The 17524-nt window shown below is 56.5% G+C and carries 10 protein-coding genes; 1 reads left to right on the top strand and 9 read right to left on the bottom strand.

Going from position 1 to position 17524, the window contains the following annotated elements; all coding sequences use genetic code 11:
- Positions 1-17: 17 nt before the first annotated feature.
- Positions 18-995, top strand: a complete 978-nt coding sequence (locus WMO36_RS01685) for a GmrSD restriction endonuclease domain-containing protein (protein ID WP_302147272.1) — start codon at positions 18-20, stop codon at positions 993-995.
- A 136-nt stretch (positions 996-1131) separates the two neighbouring features.
- Here WMO36_RS01685 and WMO36_RS01680 read toward each other — a convergent pair whose 3' ends face one another.
- From WMO36_RS01680 to WMO36_RS01640, 9 genes are all read right to left on the bottom strand, one after another.
- Complete coding sequence (locus tag WMO36_RS01680) at positions 1132-1857, bottom strand: potassium channel family protein (RefSeq protein WP_271724984.1); 726 nt, start codon at positions 1855-1857, stop codon at positions 1132-1134.
- 65 nt (positions 1858-1922) lie between these two features.
- Positions 1923-2915: a D-2-hydroxyacid dehydrogenase gene (locus WMO36_RS01675; protein ID WP_302147258.1), complete on the bottom strand. Its 993-nt coding sequence runs from the start codon at positions 2913-2915 to the stop codon at positions 1923-1925.
- Between the two features lie 53 nt (positions 2916-2968).
- Positions 2969-3448 (bottom strand): D-aminoacyl-tRNA deacylase, encoded by a 480-nt coding sequence (gene dtd, locus WMO36_RS01670; protein WP_144164947.1) that lies wholly within the window; start codon positions 3446-3448, stop codon positions 2969-2971.
- A gap of 17 nt (positions 3449-3465) precedes the next feature.
- Positions 3466-4197, bottom strand: coding sequence for a hypothetical protein (locus WMO36_RS01665; RefSeq protein WP_271724988.1), 732 nt, complete (start codon positions 4195-4197; stop codon positions 3466-3468).
- Positions 4198-4508: 311 nt separating this feature from the next.
- Complete coding sequence (locus WMO36_RS08345) at positions 4509-4706, bottom strand: hypothetical protein (RefSeq protein ID WP_236824309.1); 198 nt, start codon at positions 4704-4706, stop codon at positions 4509-4511.
- Positions 4707-4844: 138 nt separating this feature from the next.
- Positions 4845-6872 (bottom strand): GmrSD restriction endonuclease domain-containing protein, encoded by a 2028-nt coding sequence (locus tag WMO36_RS01655; protein ID WP_302147256.1) that lies wholly within the window; start codon positions 6870-6872, stop codon positions 4845-4847.
- Positions 6873-6887: 15 nt separating this feature from the next.
- Entirely contained in the window at positions 6888-9389 is a 2502-nt protein-coding gene (locus WMO36_RS01650) for a UvrD-helicase domain-containing protein (RefSeq protein WP_099571224.1), read from the bottom strand.
- Positions 9389-15919 (bottom strand): DEAD/DEAH box helicase, encoded by a 6531-nt coding sequence (locus WMO36_RS01645; RefSeq protein ID WP_180753695.1) that lies wholly within the window; start codon positions 15917-15919, stop codon positions 9389-9391. The genes WMO36_RS01650 and WMO36_RS01645 overlap by 1 nt, the downstream gene beginning before the upstream one ends.
- The gene (locus WMO36_RS01640) at positions 15916-17409 is read right to left on the bottom strand and encodes a hypothetical protein (RefSeq protein ID WP_349076569.1); all 1494 of its coding nucleotides are present in this window, start codon (positions 17407-17409) and stop codon (positions 15916-15918) included. The genes WMO36_RS01645 and WMO36_RS01640 overlap by 4 nt, the downstream gene beginning before the upstream one ends.
- Between the last annotated feature and the right edge of the window lie 115 nt (positions 17410-17524).

Below are 17524 nucleotides of genomic sequence, written 5' to 3'. Positions count from 1 at the left end.
TGCGTCGTCACAATTCGATGATGTCCGTATTGTCCGGATTGCTGGCCGTGGGGTTGGTTGTCGGCTTATCGGTTGGATCCGCGTTGGCCGTGGAACCGACCGATAATACCGGTGCCGGCCAGAGCGCCACTCAAGCGCTGGAGTCGTTGGAGGTCAAAGGCCGCGCCCCGAAGACGGGGTATAAGCGCACGCAATTCGGCAAGGCATGGGCCGATGTGGATCGCAACGGTTGCGATACGCGCAACGACATCCTCAACCGTGATCTGACTGACGTGAAGCATAAGGTGCGTACGCACGATTGCGTGGTGGAATCCGGCCAACTGCATGATCCGTATACCGGCAAGGACATCGCGTTCAAGAAGGGATGGAAGACCTCCACAACGGTACAAATCGACCATGTGGTGGCGTTGAGCGACGCATGGCAGAAGGGCGCGCAGAAACTCAGCCAGACGAAGCGTACCGAACTGGCGAATGATCCGTATAATCTGCTGGCGGTACAGGGAAAAGCCAACCAGAAGAAGTCGGATGGCGATGCGGCCACGTGGTTGCCGTCCAACAAAAGTTTCCGTTGCGAATATGTGGCACGTCAGATTGGTGTGAAGCACAAATATTCGCTGTGGATCACTCAGGCCGAGAAAGAGGCCATATCCAAGGTATTGTCCTCCTGCCCGACGCAGACCGTGCCCGATTACACGGGAGTCAAGGATTCTACAGTCGAGAAGACCACCGAATCCGAGCAGGCAGAACAGACGCAGACCGAACAGCAGACCGAACAATCAGCTGAGCAGGCCCAGCAGAATCAGCAAACGACACAGGCACCTGCGCCCGAACCCGCTCCGGCTCCAGCTCCCGCGTCCCAGCCAGCGCCACAGCAGGACGTCTACTACCAGAACTGTACCGCGGCACGAGCCGCTGGCGCCGCGCCTATCTACCAGGGTCAGCCGGGCTACCGTTTACAACTGGATCGCGACCATGACGGAGTCGCCTGCGAATAAATCCAATACAGTGTCTCCACCTTCCGGTTGCGAGACGTATGGTGGTGAGACATAGGAAAAGCGCCAGGTTATTCATCTGGCGCTTTTCCTATGCCTCAGCATTTTCCGTATTTCCGCGGTGCAGGCATGAGAACCGCTATAACCTGCGCAGTTGCGCAATATCATCGCGCAACTGGTTGACGGTGTCCGTCAGTTCCCGCACATTGTGGCGCAACTGTTCCGTTTCCGATTCCGCCTCATCCGCACGCTTGTCGGTCTCGTCACGAACACGGTCGACGATCCATGAAGCCAGCGTCGCGGTGACGATGCCAATCAGGGCAACGCCGGTTATCATCAGTCCGATGGCGATGCATCTTCCCTGCCATGTCACCGGGGACAAATCGCCATAGCCGACAGTGGTGACGGTCACGAACGACCACCATATCGCTTCACCGAAATCGGTGATGGAAGCGCCTGGAACCCCACGTTCCACATCCAATTCGGCAAGGGCACCGATATACATCAGTAGTGTCACGCTGCAGCATGTGTACAGTGTGATGCGCCCACGCACAGCCATGCCACCGGTACGATTGAGCACGTTGAGCACTGCCACCAGACGCAGCAGTCTCAATGGCCTGAAGACGGGCAATGCGATGGACACCAGCATCAGCAGATTGTCTTTGAACCAGGTTTTCTTGTCTTCCGCCAGCAGGATCGAAACGACGTAGTCGACGATGAACGCCATCCAGATGATGTTGATCACCATTTCACACAACAGGATATGCGTCCTCGCCAGCACTTCCCACGAATACGCGAGCAGGAACACCAATGCCAATGCCGTCATGAACCATTCCGTCGCACGACGCCATTTGTTCAATGTCATACCCTTTCCTTTCTTTCCGACTGCCATCGACTGCCATCATGCGGATCTCCCCGCACGCGTGGCCATCAGCCTTTAAGGGGCATGCGATTGTCAAGCGACTGACCGTTGGCGTAGCAGCGGACATTGCCCAATGCGATGGCGATGATGCGGCGCTCGGTGATCTCAAGATGGTTGCCTCCCGCCACATGTGGCGTGACCAGGCAACGAGGTTCGCTCCACAATGGCGATTCCTCCGGCAGCGGTTCCGGTTCGGTCACGTCGAGCGCGGCGCCACGGATTCGTCCTTCCGCGAGCGCGTCGGCAAGCGCCTGGCTGTTGATGGCGTTGCCGCGGCCCGCGTTGATGATGATGGCGTCAGGTTTGAGAGATGCGATGCGTTCCGCATTGAGCAGGTGGTACGTTGTCGGAGTGGATGGTACGCACATGGCGATCACATCGGCGTATTGCAGCACGTCGTCGAGGGAATCGAAACCGACCATATAATCGACGCCCGGCGCTTCGACGGCGGGATTACGGCGAATGCCAATGGTTGTCATTCCGACGTTTTTGCAGAGTCGTGCGAAGTGTGATCCGATGTCACCGGTTCCGATGACGAGCGCCGTTTTTCCGTTGGGGCTGACGGCGCGGCCCGCGTCTTGCCACATGGCATTCGGGTTGCTTGCCGCATAGATGTGCAGGTTCTTCATGATGGCCCACATCATGGCGAACATGTGTTCGGAGACGCTTTGTCCGTAGGCTCCGGTGGCATTGGTGAGCATGGATCCGGGCTGTAAGATGCCGGGTCGCTGGTATTTGTCGACTCCGGCACTCCAAGTTTGCAGCCATTCGAGTTTGGGGCATTGCGCGCATTCCTCGGGCGCGATGTTGCCGATGACCGCGGTGGCTTTGGCTTTGAGCTCCTCCGGTACTGCGGCGGTCCAGCTCATGCTTCCCCGTTGGGTCGAATCGCCGACGAATTCCTGTGGTATGTCTTTCGCAGCACGTATGAATTGCGCGCGTTCGGATTCGGTCAACGGCAGGCAGTTGACGATCAATTTGCGGTCGTTCCATATTCCCATGCGTTTTACCCTATGACAATCGTCGGATATAGGGTTTCACGTTGGGTTCTGGGTCAGACGCCGAGTTCGTCGGTGTCAAAGATGATGGTGACCGGACCGTCGTTGGCAAGCCGCACGCGCATGTGGGAGCCGAATCGTCCTTCTTTTACTTCGAGTCCTTGTGCGCGCAGGGCGTCGTTGAATCCGTGCCATGTCTGTTCGGCGTGTGCGGGCGCTCCGGCTTTCACGAAGCTTGGGCGGTTGCCTTTGCGCACGTCCGCGTATAGCGTGAATTGGGAGATGGACAGCACACTACCGTTCACGTCGTGGATGGAACGGTTCATTTTGCCGTTCTCGTCTTCGAAGACGCGCAGGTTGGCGATTTTGCGGGCGAGCCAGTCGATTTGTTTCGCTCCGTCCGTGTCTTCCACTCCGACGAGCAGCACATAGCCGATGCCTATATGCTGTGGTTCGAATGTGGTGTCGACTTCTCCGCTTGTCTCGTCGACCACGTCGACGGATCCTTCACTGACCTTCTGCAATACGATGCGCATATTCCGTCTCGTTCTTTTCAGCCGGCGTAGTCGACGATGGCCTGCGTGACCTGTTTCAGGTAGTCGAGCGACGTCTGCCAATCGTCCGGCACTTCGATGGAATGGTTGGCACCAGCATACGTGCGCACATGGTCGGTGAGCAGATGCGCTTTGGCGTCATCGTAGTATGGGTCGGCGTCACCTGCGCAGATTAGCGGCATCGGGCTGCCGGCAGTTCCCGGCAGCGGCGCGGGAATGACCGACTTGTGCTTGTCGAATGGCGGCGGGTTGAGTACCGGGGTGAGCAACACCACACGCAATCCTAGTTTTGCGGAATGCGGATATGAGAGTGTGGAGAGCGATTTGGTGACGACCAGCAAATGCGGCTCCTCACCCGATTCGGCAGCATGTTCGAGCGCCGCCTTGCGCCATTCGTCGACCACGCGTTCCATGCAGGCGATCATTTCCGGAAACTCGACGCTTTCCGTCAGTTTCAGGTCGAGCCGGTCCACGAACCATCCGTTGGCCGCAAGCGCCTGCGCTGCCCAGTACAGCAGCGGTCGGTCTACGGTGTATCCAATGCCCGGCATGATGAGCACGTGCTTGCTGGTTTCGGTGTTCTTCACACGGTTCTTGCCCCATGGTGTGACCGCCGGTGTGACGTTTTTCGTTGTTGGTTGCGTGCCGTTCTTGCCCATGCTGTGTTTGATTCGCCTTTTCGTGTGTTCCGTCCGTCTTGGCCGGTCGTTGTGGCCGGCGTCATTTCCCATATTGCATGCTAGGCGGCGCCGGCTACAATCGTTTCCGTCAGTTCACCATGCATTGGTTGTTGTGGATTTTCGTGTCCATGTCGTTCGTTTCGGCGTCGTAGATGTTCCAGCTAGGTTTCCTCATCCCATATTTCATGACGGCCTCTTTTCGGATGACTACGTTCATTGTATGAAGCATTGAACACACAGCAGTCGAAACGGCCAAAACATCAGCCGAGCAGCTCATACACATTGCGCATGGCGAGCAGCCCGTCCGTCATCCACCGGTAGGCTTCCGTCATGTCACCGGAGAAATCCACATCACGACGCACTCAAAGATGCCAGTTTTTCTTGTCGGCTTCCGGCTCGTTCCACATCACCTCGCCCAGATTTGCCAGTATCCGTTCAACGGAATCCCTCATGGTGTAGAGCTTCGCGTACTGGAACGTGTCGGCGAAGTACAGGTCGACCGTAATATAGCCGCCACGGATATTCAGCGTCCCATCTGGGTGGCAGATTTCCGAACCCACGCCGAAACTTGTCCATGTGTCGCTGTTTGTCTTGCGGCCGGATGGATCGCCATACACGTCGACGAAGTCGGGCCGTGTTGCGGCATATTCGTACAATCCATTCCAGAAACTACGCCGCAGCGAGATATTACTGCCGACTCACCGCAATTCGTTCAAAGTTCTGCCGTCCGCGACTTTCCACACTGTCCACCCGTTGACCTGCTTGTCCTCGCCGGTTTCGAGCATTCTGGCACGGCGAAACGCGCCGGATGGACTGTCGAATATCTCGCCGTTGGCCAAGCGGATGCGATAGTCTTCGGTTACGGTAGCCGTGGCGGTTACGCCAGCGTAACAGCTTTCCAGCACATCTCCGGCCGCGAGGACTCCGCGTCTGCACAAATCAGCGAAATCAACGGCATTCTGTTCACGTTCCCCTTGGCGCGCGTTCCGATTATGCAAAGTCCACATAACCTGTTCCCCCGCCGTGGGCCGTACCCACACCTGCAGTGCGAGATCGGCAAGTCTGGCTCCGCGCTGCGCGATCTTCTGTTCATCCCATTGCAAAGCATCATGCAGTTCCGCGGAAATGGATAGGTATTCGCTATCGTATCCGCCGACCGCACGGTTCTTCTTCTGTTCGAACGTTCCGTCGGAAAGCTCCGAATTGTATGCGGTCAGCGTCAGATTACCCAGACTGTTCACCAATAGCGGGAATCGGTCGAGGTCTGCGAGCATATTGCGCCATTCGGCGTGCGCCATGGCGTTCTGCGGCATGATGTGTTCGATGGTGTATTCGCTGAAGGACCGCGGATCCTTGGGGTGGTTATAGTTCTCCAAGCCGGCAAGCAAATACTTGCATCGCCAGGCCGGCCGGTACAGGTTCTCGCCGAGCAACGCCTGTCTGAATTCACTGTCAGTAGGCATGCGTGTAGCTTTGGCGGTCTCGGTGATGAGTAGTGCGGCGAAGGTTTCGGCCAAATCATCTTCAGCCGAATCAAGTCTGACGATCAGCGACGGAACGAGCTTGTTCAATCCGTTGCTGGATACCGAGCAGATCATTCTGCGGAACAGATACGATTCAAGATCCGCAAGCATGCGCAGCAGTCCATCACAACTTACGCGATCACGCTTCCATGCCGCGAACATGTACATAACCAACGGGTCCGTAACCGTGCTGACCAGTTTTTGAATTGATTCGAGACGGCGGTCCACGTTCATATCGCCGCTGCCAGCGGCGGCAACGCCTTTGATAGCGGCATAGTATTTGGCGTATTCCAGCATGTTCGCCAGAAGATTACGCGTGCGTTCCATGCGCAGCAAGGAACTGTCGGCCGCGAAACGTTTGAATTCCGCGTACATGACGCGGCCTTTGAGCACGGGCTTTTTCAATGTAACGACCATCCAGTCGTGCAGGAATGCATCGAATGAGAGGTTGCCGAGAACACGTTCCATGGGCAGCCAATAGTCTTCGTATAAGGTTTTCTGCTCGGCCATGGAGCACCCCATGAGCATGTAGTTGCGTACCAGGTCGGAAGTCTCCAGATCAAGCCCGGTGGAATTCATTGATTCGAATACCAGTTGCGGTTCGTCACGATCTTGGTCCAAGGTGACAGACACGACTTCGAGACGCTGCAGACCGTTCCACACCACGTTCGCATCATCGATTGCGGCGACCAGTGAACGGAACAGATCGAGGTTCGTTTCCAGCCGGGAACCCATATTGGCATGGTCCGGCCGATCTGGGGCGATCGCATGGTCGCACATGCTGTGCAGCACTTCCCTATCGTCGCCGGAAAGCGTCAGCTTGTAGCGGCCTTCGCCGGTTGCGTACTTGTCGACAATATAGCCACGGTCGATAAGCATGTCTGTGGAGAATCGCAGGTTCTCAGGGTGTTCGCGAGCATATTCGGCCAGTGCGATAAGCAGCAGAGTCACCGAGGTGAGGCGCTGCTGGCCGTCGATGAGCAGACACCGGCTGACACCATCCGGACCGATGCCGCCGTCCTGCATCCACACGATCGATCCGGTGAAATGCGTTCTCTCAGGATGCCTGCCAGCCGTTACGATGTCGGCCCACAATTGCCGGCACTGCGTCTCGCCCCATGAGTATCTGCGCTGATACACCGGAACCACGAACCGAAGCGAACCGGTCAATAAGTCCAGCAGGATTTTCTTTCCAGCGTCCATGGTGCTCCTCTTCCCTTACCTCACATGCGCCGAGACGCCAGTCAGCAGCACACCCTTTTTGGCACGTGTCATAGCCACATAAATGAGACTTCGTTCCTCCCTGTAGATGTCATTCAACGCAGCCGGATCGGCACCGGCAGATTGCAACGCGGGCTTCGGCGGGCATACACCATCGTTCACATCGACTACCACCACATAGTCGAATTCCAGACCTTTGACTCGATGCATGGTGGCGATGCGAATTCCTTGCCTTTGCCTGTTTTCTGCATCCCTATCAAGCCGGTACACGCCATACGGCAAGCCGTCATCAAGCGTCTTATACCACTGGTCGATGCAGTAGCGACTTCTTGCCACCACACACACATTACGCGGATCCACACGCCCGCCGTCGGACTCATCGCTGGCCGCGTCTTCCGCCGTGCCGCACAATCCATAAATCCATTCCCTAACGGCATCCATCTCATCTGACTGGGATGCAAACCGCAGCGCTTCGGGAACGGGACCGCTCATCAGCGACCGGCTGTCGCCGGTCGGGCTCTCCCCTCCGTCCAGGTCATCGAACGTTGTGGCCGGCGAAGCATCTCCGATGCCGCGAACAGCCGCAAACACCGAATCCGCGACATCGGCGCCGGAACTACGGAAAATGGAGTCGGCGGCGCTACGAATCTGTTCGGTGGTGCGATAATTGATCCGCAGTTTGCGGGCACGTCCCTGGATACGGATGCCGCATTTCGACAGCACCGCAGTATGACCGTAGATGCGCTGCTGTGCGTCGCCGACGATAAAGATATCGTTGTCTCCCTCATCCACCAGAGCACGAATCACACGGTATGCCGGCACAGAGAAATCCTGCCCTTCATCGACCACCACATGCGCATATTTCCTCGGCGCATCACCCTGCGTAAGCAACGACACGACGTTCTGCATGGCTGTGTCCACATCATATGCGTCGTTCGCCTGCATGATGCGCCGATACGTTTCCACAACTTTCCATACGACAAGCTTCTGGGCTCGGTTCAGTCTCGTGCCACGCCCCTTGCGTAGCACGCGCATGTAATCGGCAGCATTCCGTACCTGCTGCGGCACAATCACTTGGCTGAGCTCACTTTTGAAGAAAGAAACCGTGAGTTTCGGATCGTTCACGCCGATGGACGCGATAGCCTTACGCCACGCGGTGTCAAGATCGTTGCCATAGTCGGAGATACCGTCATACCAAATCTCACCGGAATAGCCATGCCCCGTCAGCAGATCTTTTACGAGCTTGTCGAGATTGACCACGTCGATGGTATTGAATTCGTCTGGCGTGCAGATGAGTTTCAGGTTCGATGCAATATCGGTGGCAAGATTACGCGAGTATGTGGTGAACAGCACTTTCTGACGGCTACCGCTTCTCAGCAGTCTTGCAGCGAGACGTTTCGCGCGATGCATGGCCACCACGGTCTTTCCCGTACCGGCACCGCCGAGCAGGCGGAACGGACCATGGTAATCATGTTCCACATAAAGACGCTGCGATGGATGCAGGAACACACGCCACTGTTCCAGCGGCGCATCCAGAATACGTTTGAGATCCGCTTCTCCCTGCACGACCACGAAAGACTGCTGCGATGCATAGCTTGACAGGGCGGCACGGAAGTCCTCCGGATCGGCCTCTTCACCAGATTCGATGGACGAGGCAGACATCTGCTGCTCCAGCCCCAGCCTGTCGCTGGTCTTGCCTTCGGTTTCATCGAGCAGTCCGAAGACCTCGGACTTGGGAAGTCCTTCAGCAACGAAGGTAAGGTACATGAAAGCATCCTTTGGGAGCCTGGCCCCCCACCGTTCAAACGCTTCCCACGTCTTTCTCGTGCACATGACTGGCACATACATGTCAGGTACGCCGAACCGGCGCATGTCATTATCTGTCAATGCCCGATAAGTGTCTGGAAGCGGACCGGTATGAGGTTCGGGAGCTTGCTGTGGCATCTGCGGCGTCTTGTCCGTCACAGCTGAAGTTGCAATAGCTGAAGCTATTCCGTGATTCGTGCCGGCATGGTCTTCCGTGGGCTGGGGAACAGATTCCGACGCAGCGGAATCTGATTGGGGCGCGTTTGCGGCAACGCTCCCCCATCCAACTTTGTTTTGGGAATCCTCATGCATCGCTGCGTCGATTTCCTCTTGAGGAGCCATATCGTACAGCTGGATGGCCCTCGTATTCGGGTTGACGCTGATTCGCTTTGTTTCCGCCCATTTGTAAGCGTCATCGTGGTCTCCAACGTACAGCAAAACGTACACGTTGCTGCTTTTCTGGAAAGCGATGATGGCGCGATATCGCTGGTCGATGCGCGCGGAATACAGTTTTTCGTCCGCCGCATTGGCGATTCGTTCCAGATTGATTCCGGATGATCGAGGATTCGCCTGGAATTTTGTCAGAAACGTCGTGGCATGTTTCTGCGCTTTCTTAGGCAGCTCGAGCAGGCTGCGCATGAGATCGCTGCCGAGTGCGACCACGGGTTTGTTCATCGTACGTATATCTGCCATCAGCGTTCCATGCCTTCCGTCAATGAAGCGAACACCTTGTCAAGGTCATCGTTATTTTCCGTAATGATAGTCCAGCCGCGCTTGACGAATTCGTCGGCGTTCTCTCGGTCGGATTGCAAGTCGTAGGACGGGAAAAACACGATCTTCCCATCCTCCCATGCGAGCTCTGACTGCGCAATGATTTCCTCGTTCTCGTCCAGCAGCTCATATCCGAGTGCATCCGGTGCCGGTATGTCAGACTCAATAAACCGTTTGACGACCTCCTTGGTTTCATCCGCGCAATACACGTAGGTCGGATCCGCCAGAATATCGTTCCATTCGGAATCATTGTCTTTCTGCAGATCAGGAGCGTTCCGCAGGCCGTTGCGAAGCGGCTCGTACATGGATTCGTCACGTAGCGCAGCATCACCGATAGCATGGAAGTATTCCGAGAATTGCATCACGTTCGCAAAATGCCAGAAGGCTGCCCACTGCGTTTTGAACGCCTCTGCCTCGTTCTCGTCCAAAGCATCCAACGGATTATAATCATCGTTCTTTGCTTTCGCGGCATCACGCTGAATGTCCGAGAACACCATGCCGACGTGGGGTTCGGTGGTCCGCATATCCTCTCCAATGCACAAACCGGATTGGAATTTCAGTCTCGTGCAGTTCGAAGGATTCCAGGACGAGCAAATCATGAATGTCGATTCGTTCTCGCCGTGCAACGCTTCATTCCGATGCAGCATATCCACGGCCTGAGGTTCAACGTTCTTGTTTCGCGGATTCAGAGCATAGCTCATTGCCAGCGCTTGGATGGCGAATATCCGTTCGGCATCCGGTTCCGCGAGATAATATTCCAGCATGGCCATTGCCGAAACTTCGCTGGGGTTGAATTCGTCAGTCCTCTTGCCAATCGTGCTCTTGTAAGCCACCGGAGACGGCATGGACTTGGGTGCCAGCATCGGATCGGCGAGCTGCGCCACATCCTTGCCCTGCACATATCCGATCACATCGTCATAATCCAAGGACCATATGCGATAGCCTGCCTGACGAAGCGCTTCCCTCTTCAGGGAATCCTGGGCGACGATGCCTGCATGGTATTGCAGGCCATCGGTGAAGATGGCAACCGGCTTCCTTCCGTCATGCTCAACCACGTCACCAGATTCATCGATATTGCTGACCGTCAGCACGAAATCAGGCTTGCAGGGAATCGCGACCCCATCGGCCGGCCCCAACGCGACTTGTGGCTCGACGCTCCACACGCTTCCGTTCACGGTGATGGAATATCCGGGTTTGCTATTGATGAATTCGTCCTTGACGATGGCACGACGTCCCTTGGCATCGTCGGATTCCGCGAAGGGATGGGCATGCATGCACCGGAGAGCTTCGATGAACTGCTGTTCGAGTCCACTGTCGAACAGTTTGTTCGTGTTGATCTTCGAAACGGTCTTCACACGACTGCGTTTGTTGGACGGGTCGAGGATGCCCGTGAGCATCGCCAGCGCGGTCTTACGGGAAATAAGTTTCAGGTCCTGGCTTTGTCTGTATGCATACAGGCATCTGTAGCACCCGTCGCCGCCGTTCTTTGCACATTCGCAATGCTTCATGACTTCCTTTGACCTGGAAAACACCTCGAACATCGTATCCGGATCGGACAGCTGCTTAAGATAGCCAGTTCCTCCGGGCACTGTGTCGTATAGTGCAAGATAGGTTTTGCGCAGTCCGGAGTTATCCGGCAACGGCTCGTTCATGAGTGTCGCCTGTAGATGTTCCACATTGCCGAAGCGTTCACGCAGCCCAAGCATCACTGCGGCGGTCAACGACTCCGCAGCACCATCCGCACCTTGGGCATCGGCAAGCCCTGGCACGAGCATACGCAACGCTTCCGATTTGACCTCACGGTATAGGAACAGGCACGTACCGTTCCACTCCGATTGCTCCAACTGCTGTTCCTGCGCCTTCTTGCGTTCCGGACAGAAGTAGGCGTGCCGTGATTCGCGCTCGCCGAGCAACGCGCCGCATTTCAGGCACACGTTGAAACCGTTACGTATCTCCTTGCTACCGGCGATTTCCACCGAGGCTCCCCTATCAGAAACCTGTCCGAAGTTGATTTCACGGACTGTGCCCTGCGGCGTGTAGTCGAATCCGAAGTTCGTGATTCCCTTGAACTGCCATCCCGATTGGATGTCTGCCGGATCAATGTCCACCATCGTATTCTTCAGGAACTGGGTCTTGGGTCTGCTGTCGGAGGTGTCCTCAATCAGGCTTTCGCTGTAGGTCTCATCGGATATGACGGTGTCGATGCGCAGCATCGGCCTTTTCTGGCCGTTATCGGCCCACTGCATTGACCCACAGGAGGGACAGCTGGCGAGGTTCTCGGTGCTGGAGGCGGGTTCCGCGTGCGAGCAGTTCGGGCATAGGCGCCACATTGCCAGTTCGTCGTCGGCACCGCCTTTCGAACATAGCACACGGCTGATTTTGTATTTGCGTCCGCCCGCGAAGAACGTGTTTCCCGGCGCCAGTTCCGTGATGGCCGTGGCCGCCGGGCGCACGAAATCACGCGTGGCCTTCCCCCTGCGTTTCGTCTTGTCCTGCGCGGCAGGCTCGATTCCGTGTGCCGCATCGGACGGTTCCTTGTCCTCTTTGAGGATGGTGTGGAGGGTCACACCGGTTTCCGGGAACGCATAATTGGGCAGGATACCTTCGTCGGAAAGGTAGTTGAACGTGTTGGTGTTGAGAATGCTTGTGACGATGCGGCCAAGATTGTGAATCTCATCTTCGCATTCGCGCTGCTGCTCTTCGAACGATGAGTCGGAGGGCTTCTTCTTGAGCTCGTCGAGCAGCTGCCTCGCAGCGCTCTTCTGCGATTCCAGCGTTCTGACGGTATCGTTGGTTTTTTGGAACACATCGTAGACGCGTCTGGCCATGGTGCTGCCATCTTCCGTACCGCGTACGAATCCGTCGAGCTGCGTTCGGAGTTCCTCGGAGAATGAGAACATTCTTCCGAATCCGTCGAGCAGTTCGCCGGAATGTTGGCCTGTCCAGTTCAGGAAATTCACCGGGAACCCGCTGGAGCCGCTGCCGTTGACATTATCCAAACAGTTTTTCAATTTGTCGGGTACCACATCGGCCGGTTCGCTGCCGGCATCCAGCATGGCATGCACCCAACGATCCAATGCGTAGGCGGTGAGCTGACGCTCCAACACTGCGGTCGCGTCGAGGAAGATGTGCGGCGGGTTCACCGCGCCTCCAAGCATATCTTTCGGACGCTGGTAGAAGTACGTGTCGTGTTCCTTGGTATTGGCCACCGCCAGCACCAAGGAGTTGCCGTCACGTCGCCCTGCACGACCGGCACGTTGGATGTACTGGGCTTGGGTAGGCGGAATTGACGAGAGAATCACTGTGGAGAGGTCTCCGATATCGATGCCCATCTCCAGGGTCGGCGTACAGGCGAGCACGTTCACGTCGCCGGGCTTGCGATTCTTGCGCTTGAATTCCTCTTCGACCTTGGCACGGTCGTCGCCGTTGAGCAGTCCCGTGTGTTCGGCAGCGTGGATGCGATCGGCTGGCTCCCCGCAGTACAGTTTGCCATAGTAGCGCAATTCCAAGGCTTCGGCTTCGGGAGTGCCGGATACCAGTCTGCCCGGGCATTTGTGGATACGGCAACGTGCTCCGTTCCATGCGTCAAGGTTCTGTGTGGCGCACGAATAGCTCCGTCCACACGTGTCGCAGATCAGCTGCGTGACCTTGCCGCTGACCGTGCAGCCGGACTCGTTGAGCCCGTACACGGTGCGTTCCATTTTCATGCTTGGATAACGTTGCTGCGTGATGAATTCTGCTGCTATGCACTCTTCGAGCACGATTCTCAACAGCTCGTGGTGGATGTCGCCTTCAAGGGCGCCGTCGGTGAGGTACCGGTCGACGATCTGACGGTATGCCGGCGAATTCAGGGTATTGAAAACGCCTTTGCGCACTGGTTCCTTGTCCGACAGGAAATAGGGCATACCATCCGCGTACATGCCGGGCATCCATTTGATGTTCGTGTTGGAAAGCAGGAACTTGTTGCCGTCGTTTTGCAGGAACTGGTCATAGGTCACGTCGAAGAACGCGCCTTTCGTGCGCAGCTGGTCGAGGAACGCCACGATCAGCCGGAGCCAGTCGGTCTCCATGATGGAATTCTCGTGCAATCCGATCTCGTTATGGCAACGTTCCGCAACGGCCTGTGCCACACGTTTCAGGAGAATCTGGTCGAATGCTATTGCGGCGCAACCGGATTTCTCCAATGTGCGTCCGGTACGGGAGCGCATGCCGAATTCCAGCAGCGATTCCAGTCGGAGTCTGCGCTCGATCCAATCGAGCAGCTGACGCCGGCCGGGCCCTGCGGGATTGCCTTGCAATACGGCTTCGTATTCGCGCATCCATGTCATGTTCGGCGCGATGAATCGCACGATGTATTCGTTTTCGTCCGGATAGCGGCGATGGTAGTAGCTGTTCTGCTTGTTGAGATATTCGGCGAAGGAGACGCCTTCCTTGCACTCCTCGCGCATGTAGTCCATGGCGGAGTTGCGCAGGGCGAATCGCCAGGTGCGGGAGTTAAACACGCTGGCTCGGTAGGAGGCGTCCTGCACGCTGTCGGAGAACACGATGGCCTTGCTGTCGTCGTTGAAGGAGTCTCCGGAAAGTTGGGTGAGCATCACGCTGACCTGCGTGGTGGTTCTCACGCCGACCATGGCGATGTCCTGTTCGCTGCCGCAGAACGGACACTGATAGTGTTTGCGGTTGCCGGATACAAGCTCCATGCCCCTGGCGACCATGGGTATGCGTTGCTCTCCACATGCTGGGCATTCACGTTCCGTGGATTCGAAACGTCCTACGGCCTGTTCCTTCATGCATGCATTGCAGAACCAGACCATGGCTCCGTTGTCGGCATGACCGTCAAGAACATAATCCATGGTGCAGGGCTGCAGGGTCACCAACGCATTATCGGCATGGTAGGCGAAATACTCGTTGTAGAACGTTCGGGGGTCGCCCATGCTGATACCGCCGTCTTTGCCGGCGAGTCCGATCCATGCGGTTCCTCCGCAATCACGGCAGTTGATCACCGGCATGCGGGTCTTGAGGTCGTCTTTGGACAGTTCGACGACCGGACGGTAGTCGATGTTCCCTTCCTGCGAGGTGATGTTGGCGACCACGCGGCCGAGTTCCTTGACCCATAGTTGTACCTGTACGTTCAGGAATGGACGTGTGTGGCCTTCCGAACCGGTGCGCGCGTGGGAGACGAGTGCTATCAGCGCGTCCACGCAGGCCTTCTGTTGGCGTGGATGCAAGGCGTTGAACCTTGCATCCATGATGGCGAGTCTGTCCAGCAGTTTGCGATCGATTTGCTGGGGTTCGTCGCAGATGAACGAGGACAGGCTGGCCAGGAACCTTGAATGGCGGAGGGATTCGGCGAGCCGGATGCGTGCCTTATCTGTGGCGCTTGGCTCTGTGGGAGCTTCGTCAAGCCATGCTTGAGCCGCAAGGGCAAGATATTCGCTGGGGTCAACATCCTCTTCGAGTTCGATGAGCCGGTCAGCTTGCGCGGCAGTGGGCATGGTGTCGTCGTAGTCGCTGGTGACGAAGAATTCATCGACGCGAAGACGATTCTCGGTCACCACGGATTCCGGTGTGAACGTGGTGTTGAAGATTTGGCTGGCGTACGCGCAGATGTCGCGTACTGTCTCTTCGGTGCCCATGGTGGCCGACGTGCCGACGAAGCACATGTTGTCGCTGGTGGTGTTCAGCCTGTCGGTGAGCCTGCGCAGCAGGCAGGCTAGGTCGGTGCCCTGTGCGCCGTCGAAGGTGTGCAATTCGTCCACGACGAAGTATTTGAGCGTGTCCGGATCATTGCTGTCCCAGATCCGGGAGTCTTTGGGGCGTACCAGCAGGTAGTCGAGCATCTTGTAGTTGGTGAGCAGGATGTCCGGCGGGTTCTTGAGCAGTTCCTCATGACTGGTCACGATGTTGGTGGCGGTCATGGCATGATTGTCCTTGTCGCTGCCGCCTTGGCTCATCTGGCCCACATACATGCCCGCGGTCACGTTGTTGCGTAGTTCCGGACTGTCGTGGATGAGTTCGGCCAATCGTTTCGCCTGGTCGGTGGCGAGGGCGTTCATCGGGTAGACGAGGATGGCCTTGATGCCCTTGCGTCCAAGTCTACGCTGCCGGTAGCAGTAGTCGAGGATCGGGTACAGGAAACATTCGGTCTTGCCTGAGCCGGTGCCGGTGGCCACCAGTGTGGATTCGCCGGCGGCGATGCGTTTGAATGCGCGCATCTGGTGCGCGTATGGCCGGTACGAGGGGTGCAGGCATGGGAACGGGAATTCCGCGTGTTTGCCGACCACTCGGAACGGCAGTTTGACTGATACGAACGGCTCCTGGGAAAGCATGCCTTCCTGATGTGCGAGCCTGCGGATGGAGCCACGGAACGGCTTGTTGGTCATGGGGAACGTGGTCTCCACGTAATCGGCGAGTCCGGACTGGATGTGCCGTGCAAGCACCATGGGAATCATTTGGCATCTCCGTACTTCTGCGTGAAGAACTTCCACGCGGTTTTGTAATCCTCTACGCGATTGCATTTGTCGAACGGCGCCACATATTCGATGGTCCGCTCACGTGGACCACCCGGCTGGGTGTCGTCTGTGATGGTGCGAGTGAATACTTTGCCTGCAGGCGCGTTCTTGATTCTTTCGAAATCGGGACGGTCGAAGGTCAGCTTCCCGTACCCTTTTTTGGATGAGAAAGCCACGCGCCCGTTGGCGTCATACCATGTATCCGCTTCATACTGGTTAAGAACCATGAAGGTCAATCCGTAGATGTCAATGAGCTCGTCCAAGGTGATGCCGAGCGCCATGGATGCCAGTACGTCCAGCTCCACCAATGCCTGCCGGCGTTCGTAGTCCGTACGCAATGGCGTATGCCAGTCCCACTCGTCCGTCAATGAGGTGAACGTATCGGCGGTAAGTCGAGGATCATCCTTCGCCCAGCTCATGGACGTGTACGTCTCGTCCCAACAGGATTGCCACAAATTCGCATACGGCTTGGTCAGGCAATTGAGCAGCAGACCACGGAGACGGATCTCAGGATTGAGGACACTTGCCGGAACTGGTAAAGATTCCAGCACGGATCTGTTAATGTGTGGCTTTCCAGCGGAGCGTACGAAGAAATCGTAAGGCAAGGCGGCCTCCAGGCCGCTCATGAGCGCGAGCAACGCGTAGCGCTCTGGGTGCACACCATAGCCTGCTATGGTGTTCACCCAGGCTACGCCTGGGTGAACACAGGACGCCTGCAGTGTCCTTTCGCTGCTAAGCCCGACGTATTCGCGATTACAAAGCCTATAAACGGCATCAAATCGGCCAGCAGCACCGTCTTCTTGATTCGGATCGGCCATTTTTTGCACACGCGCCTCATATTCCGCATCCGTGCATGCCTGCGAGTATTTCACGCGAGGCATATAGTCTGCTGGAATGTCGGTCAGGTCAATCGGATCGTAATCTCGATTAGTTTGACATTTTTGGCGCGCCACTTGTAAAAGTGGATTCGTGACACCTATAAATGGGCTGGAGTAGATTAGCGCTTTCGTTGAGGTTGGGAAATGAATGTCATCCTTGATGGTGCCATCCTTACGGGAATTGGTCTCATCCCACATTGGAGAGTACGTGATTCCCTCGGAATGGTTACGCAATTTCTCCGGAGAAGAAGCCATTCTTTCCAATGCAGAAAGCAGCTCAATGGCATGAATTCCAACCATCGGAGTCTGCTTCCACCCATTCTCCTGTCCATTACCCACAAGCTTGGAGAACATGGACAGTTCATCCTTGGAGATAGAAACAACACGGCTCTTGTGCCCTCGCGTATTCCATTCGCCTAGTTCGTTTTTGACTCCGGGAACGGCTCCCGAGCCATCGGACGCATAGCATTCGTCGATGGTCTTGGGATCGTAGAGGTTCCAGATGGAATCAAAACGGGGAAGATTGTAATCCGTATTCGGATTCCGATACACGTTCAGACTGAATATAGTTTCGTTATGGACACCGGCGAAAAGTTTCCTTTCATTGATGAATTGGAAATGGTACCGAAGCCTGCGATACATCTGCTCGCGTAGTATGCCCGCTCTC

The organism is Bifidobacterium hominis (genome assembly GCF_040095915.1).
Lineage (GTDB): Bacteria > Actinomycetota > Actinomycetes > Actinomycetales > Bifidobacteriaceae > Bifidobacterium > Bifidobacterium hominis.
Note: the sequence above shows the minus strand (reverse complement) of the source record. Positions and strands in the feature narration are given on the sequence as shown.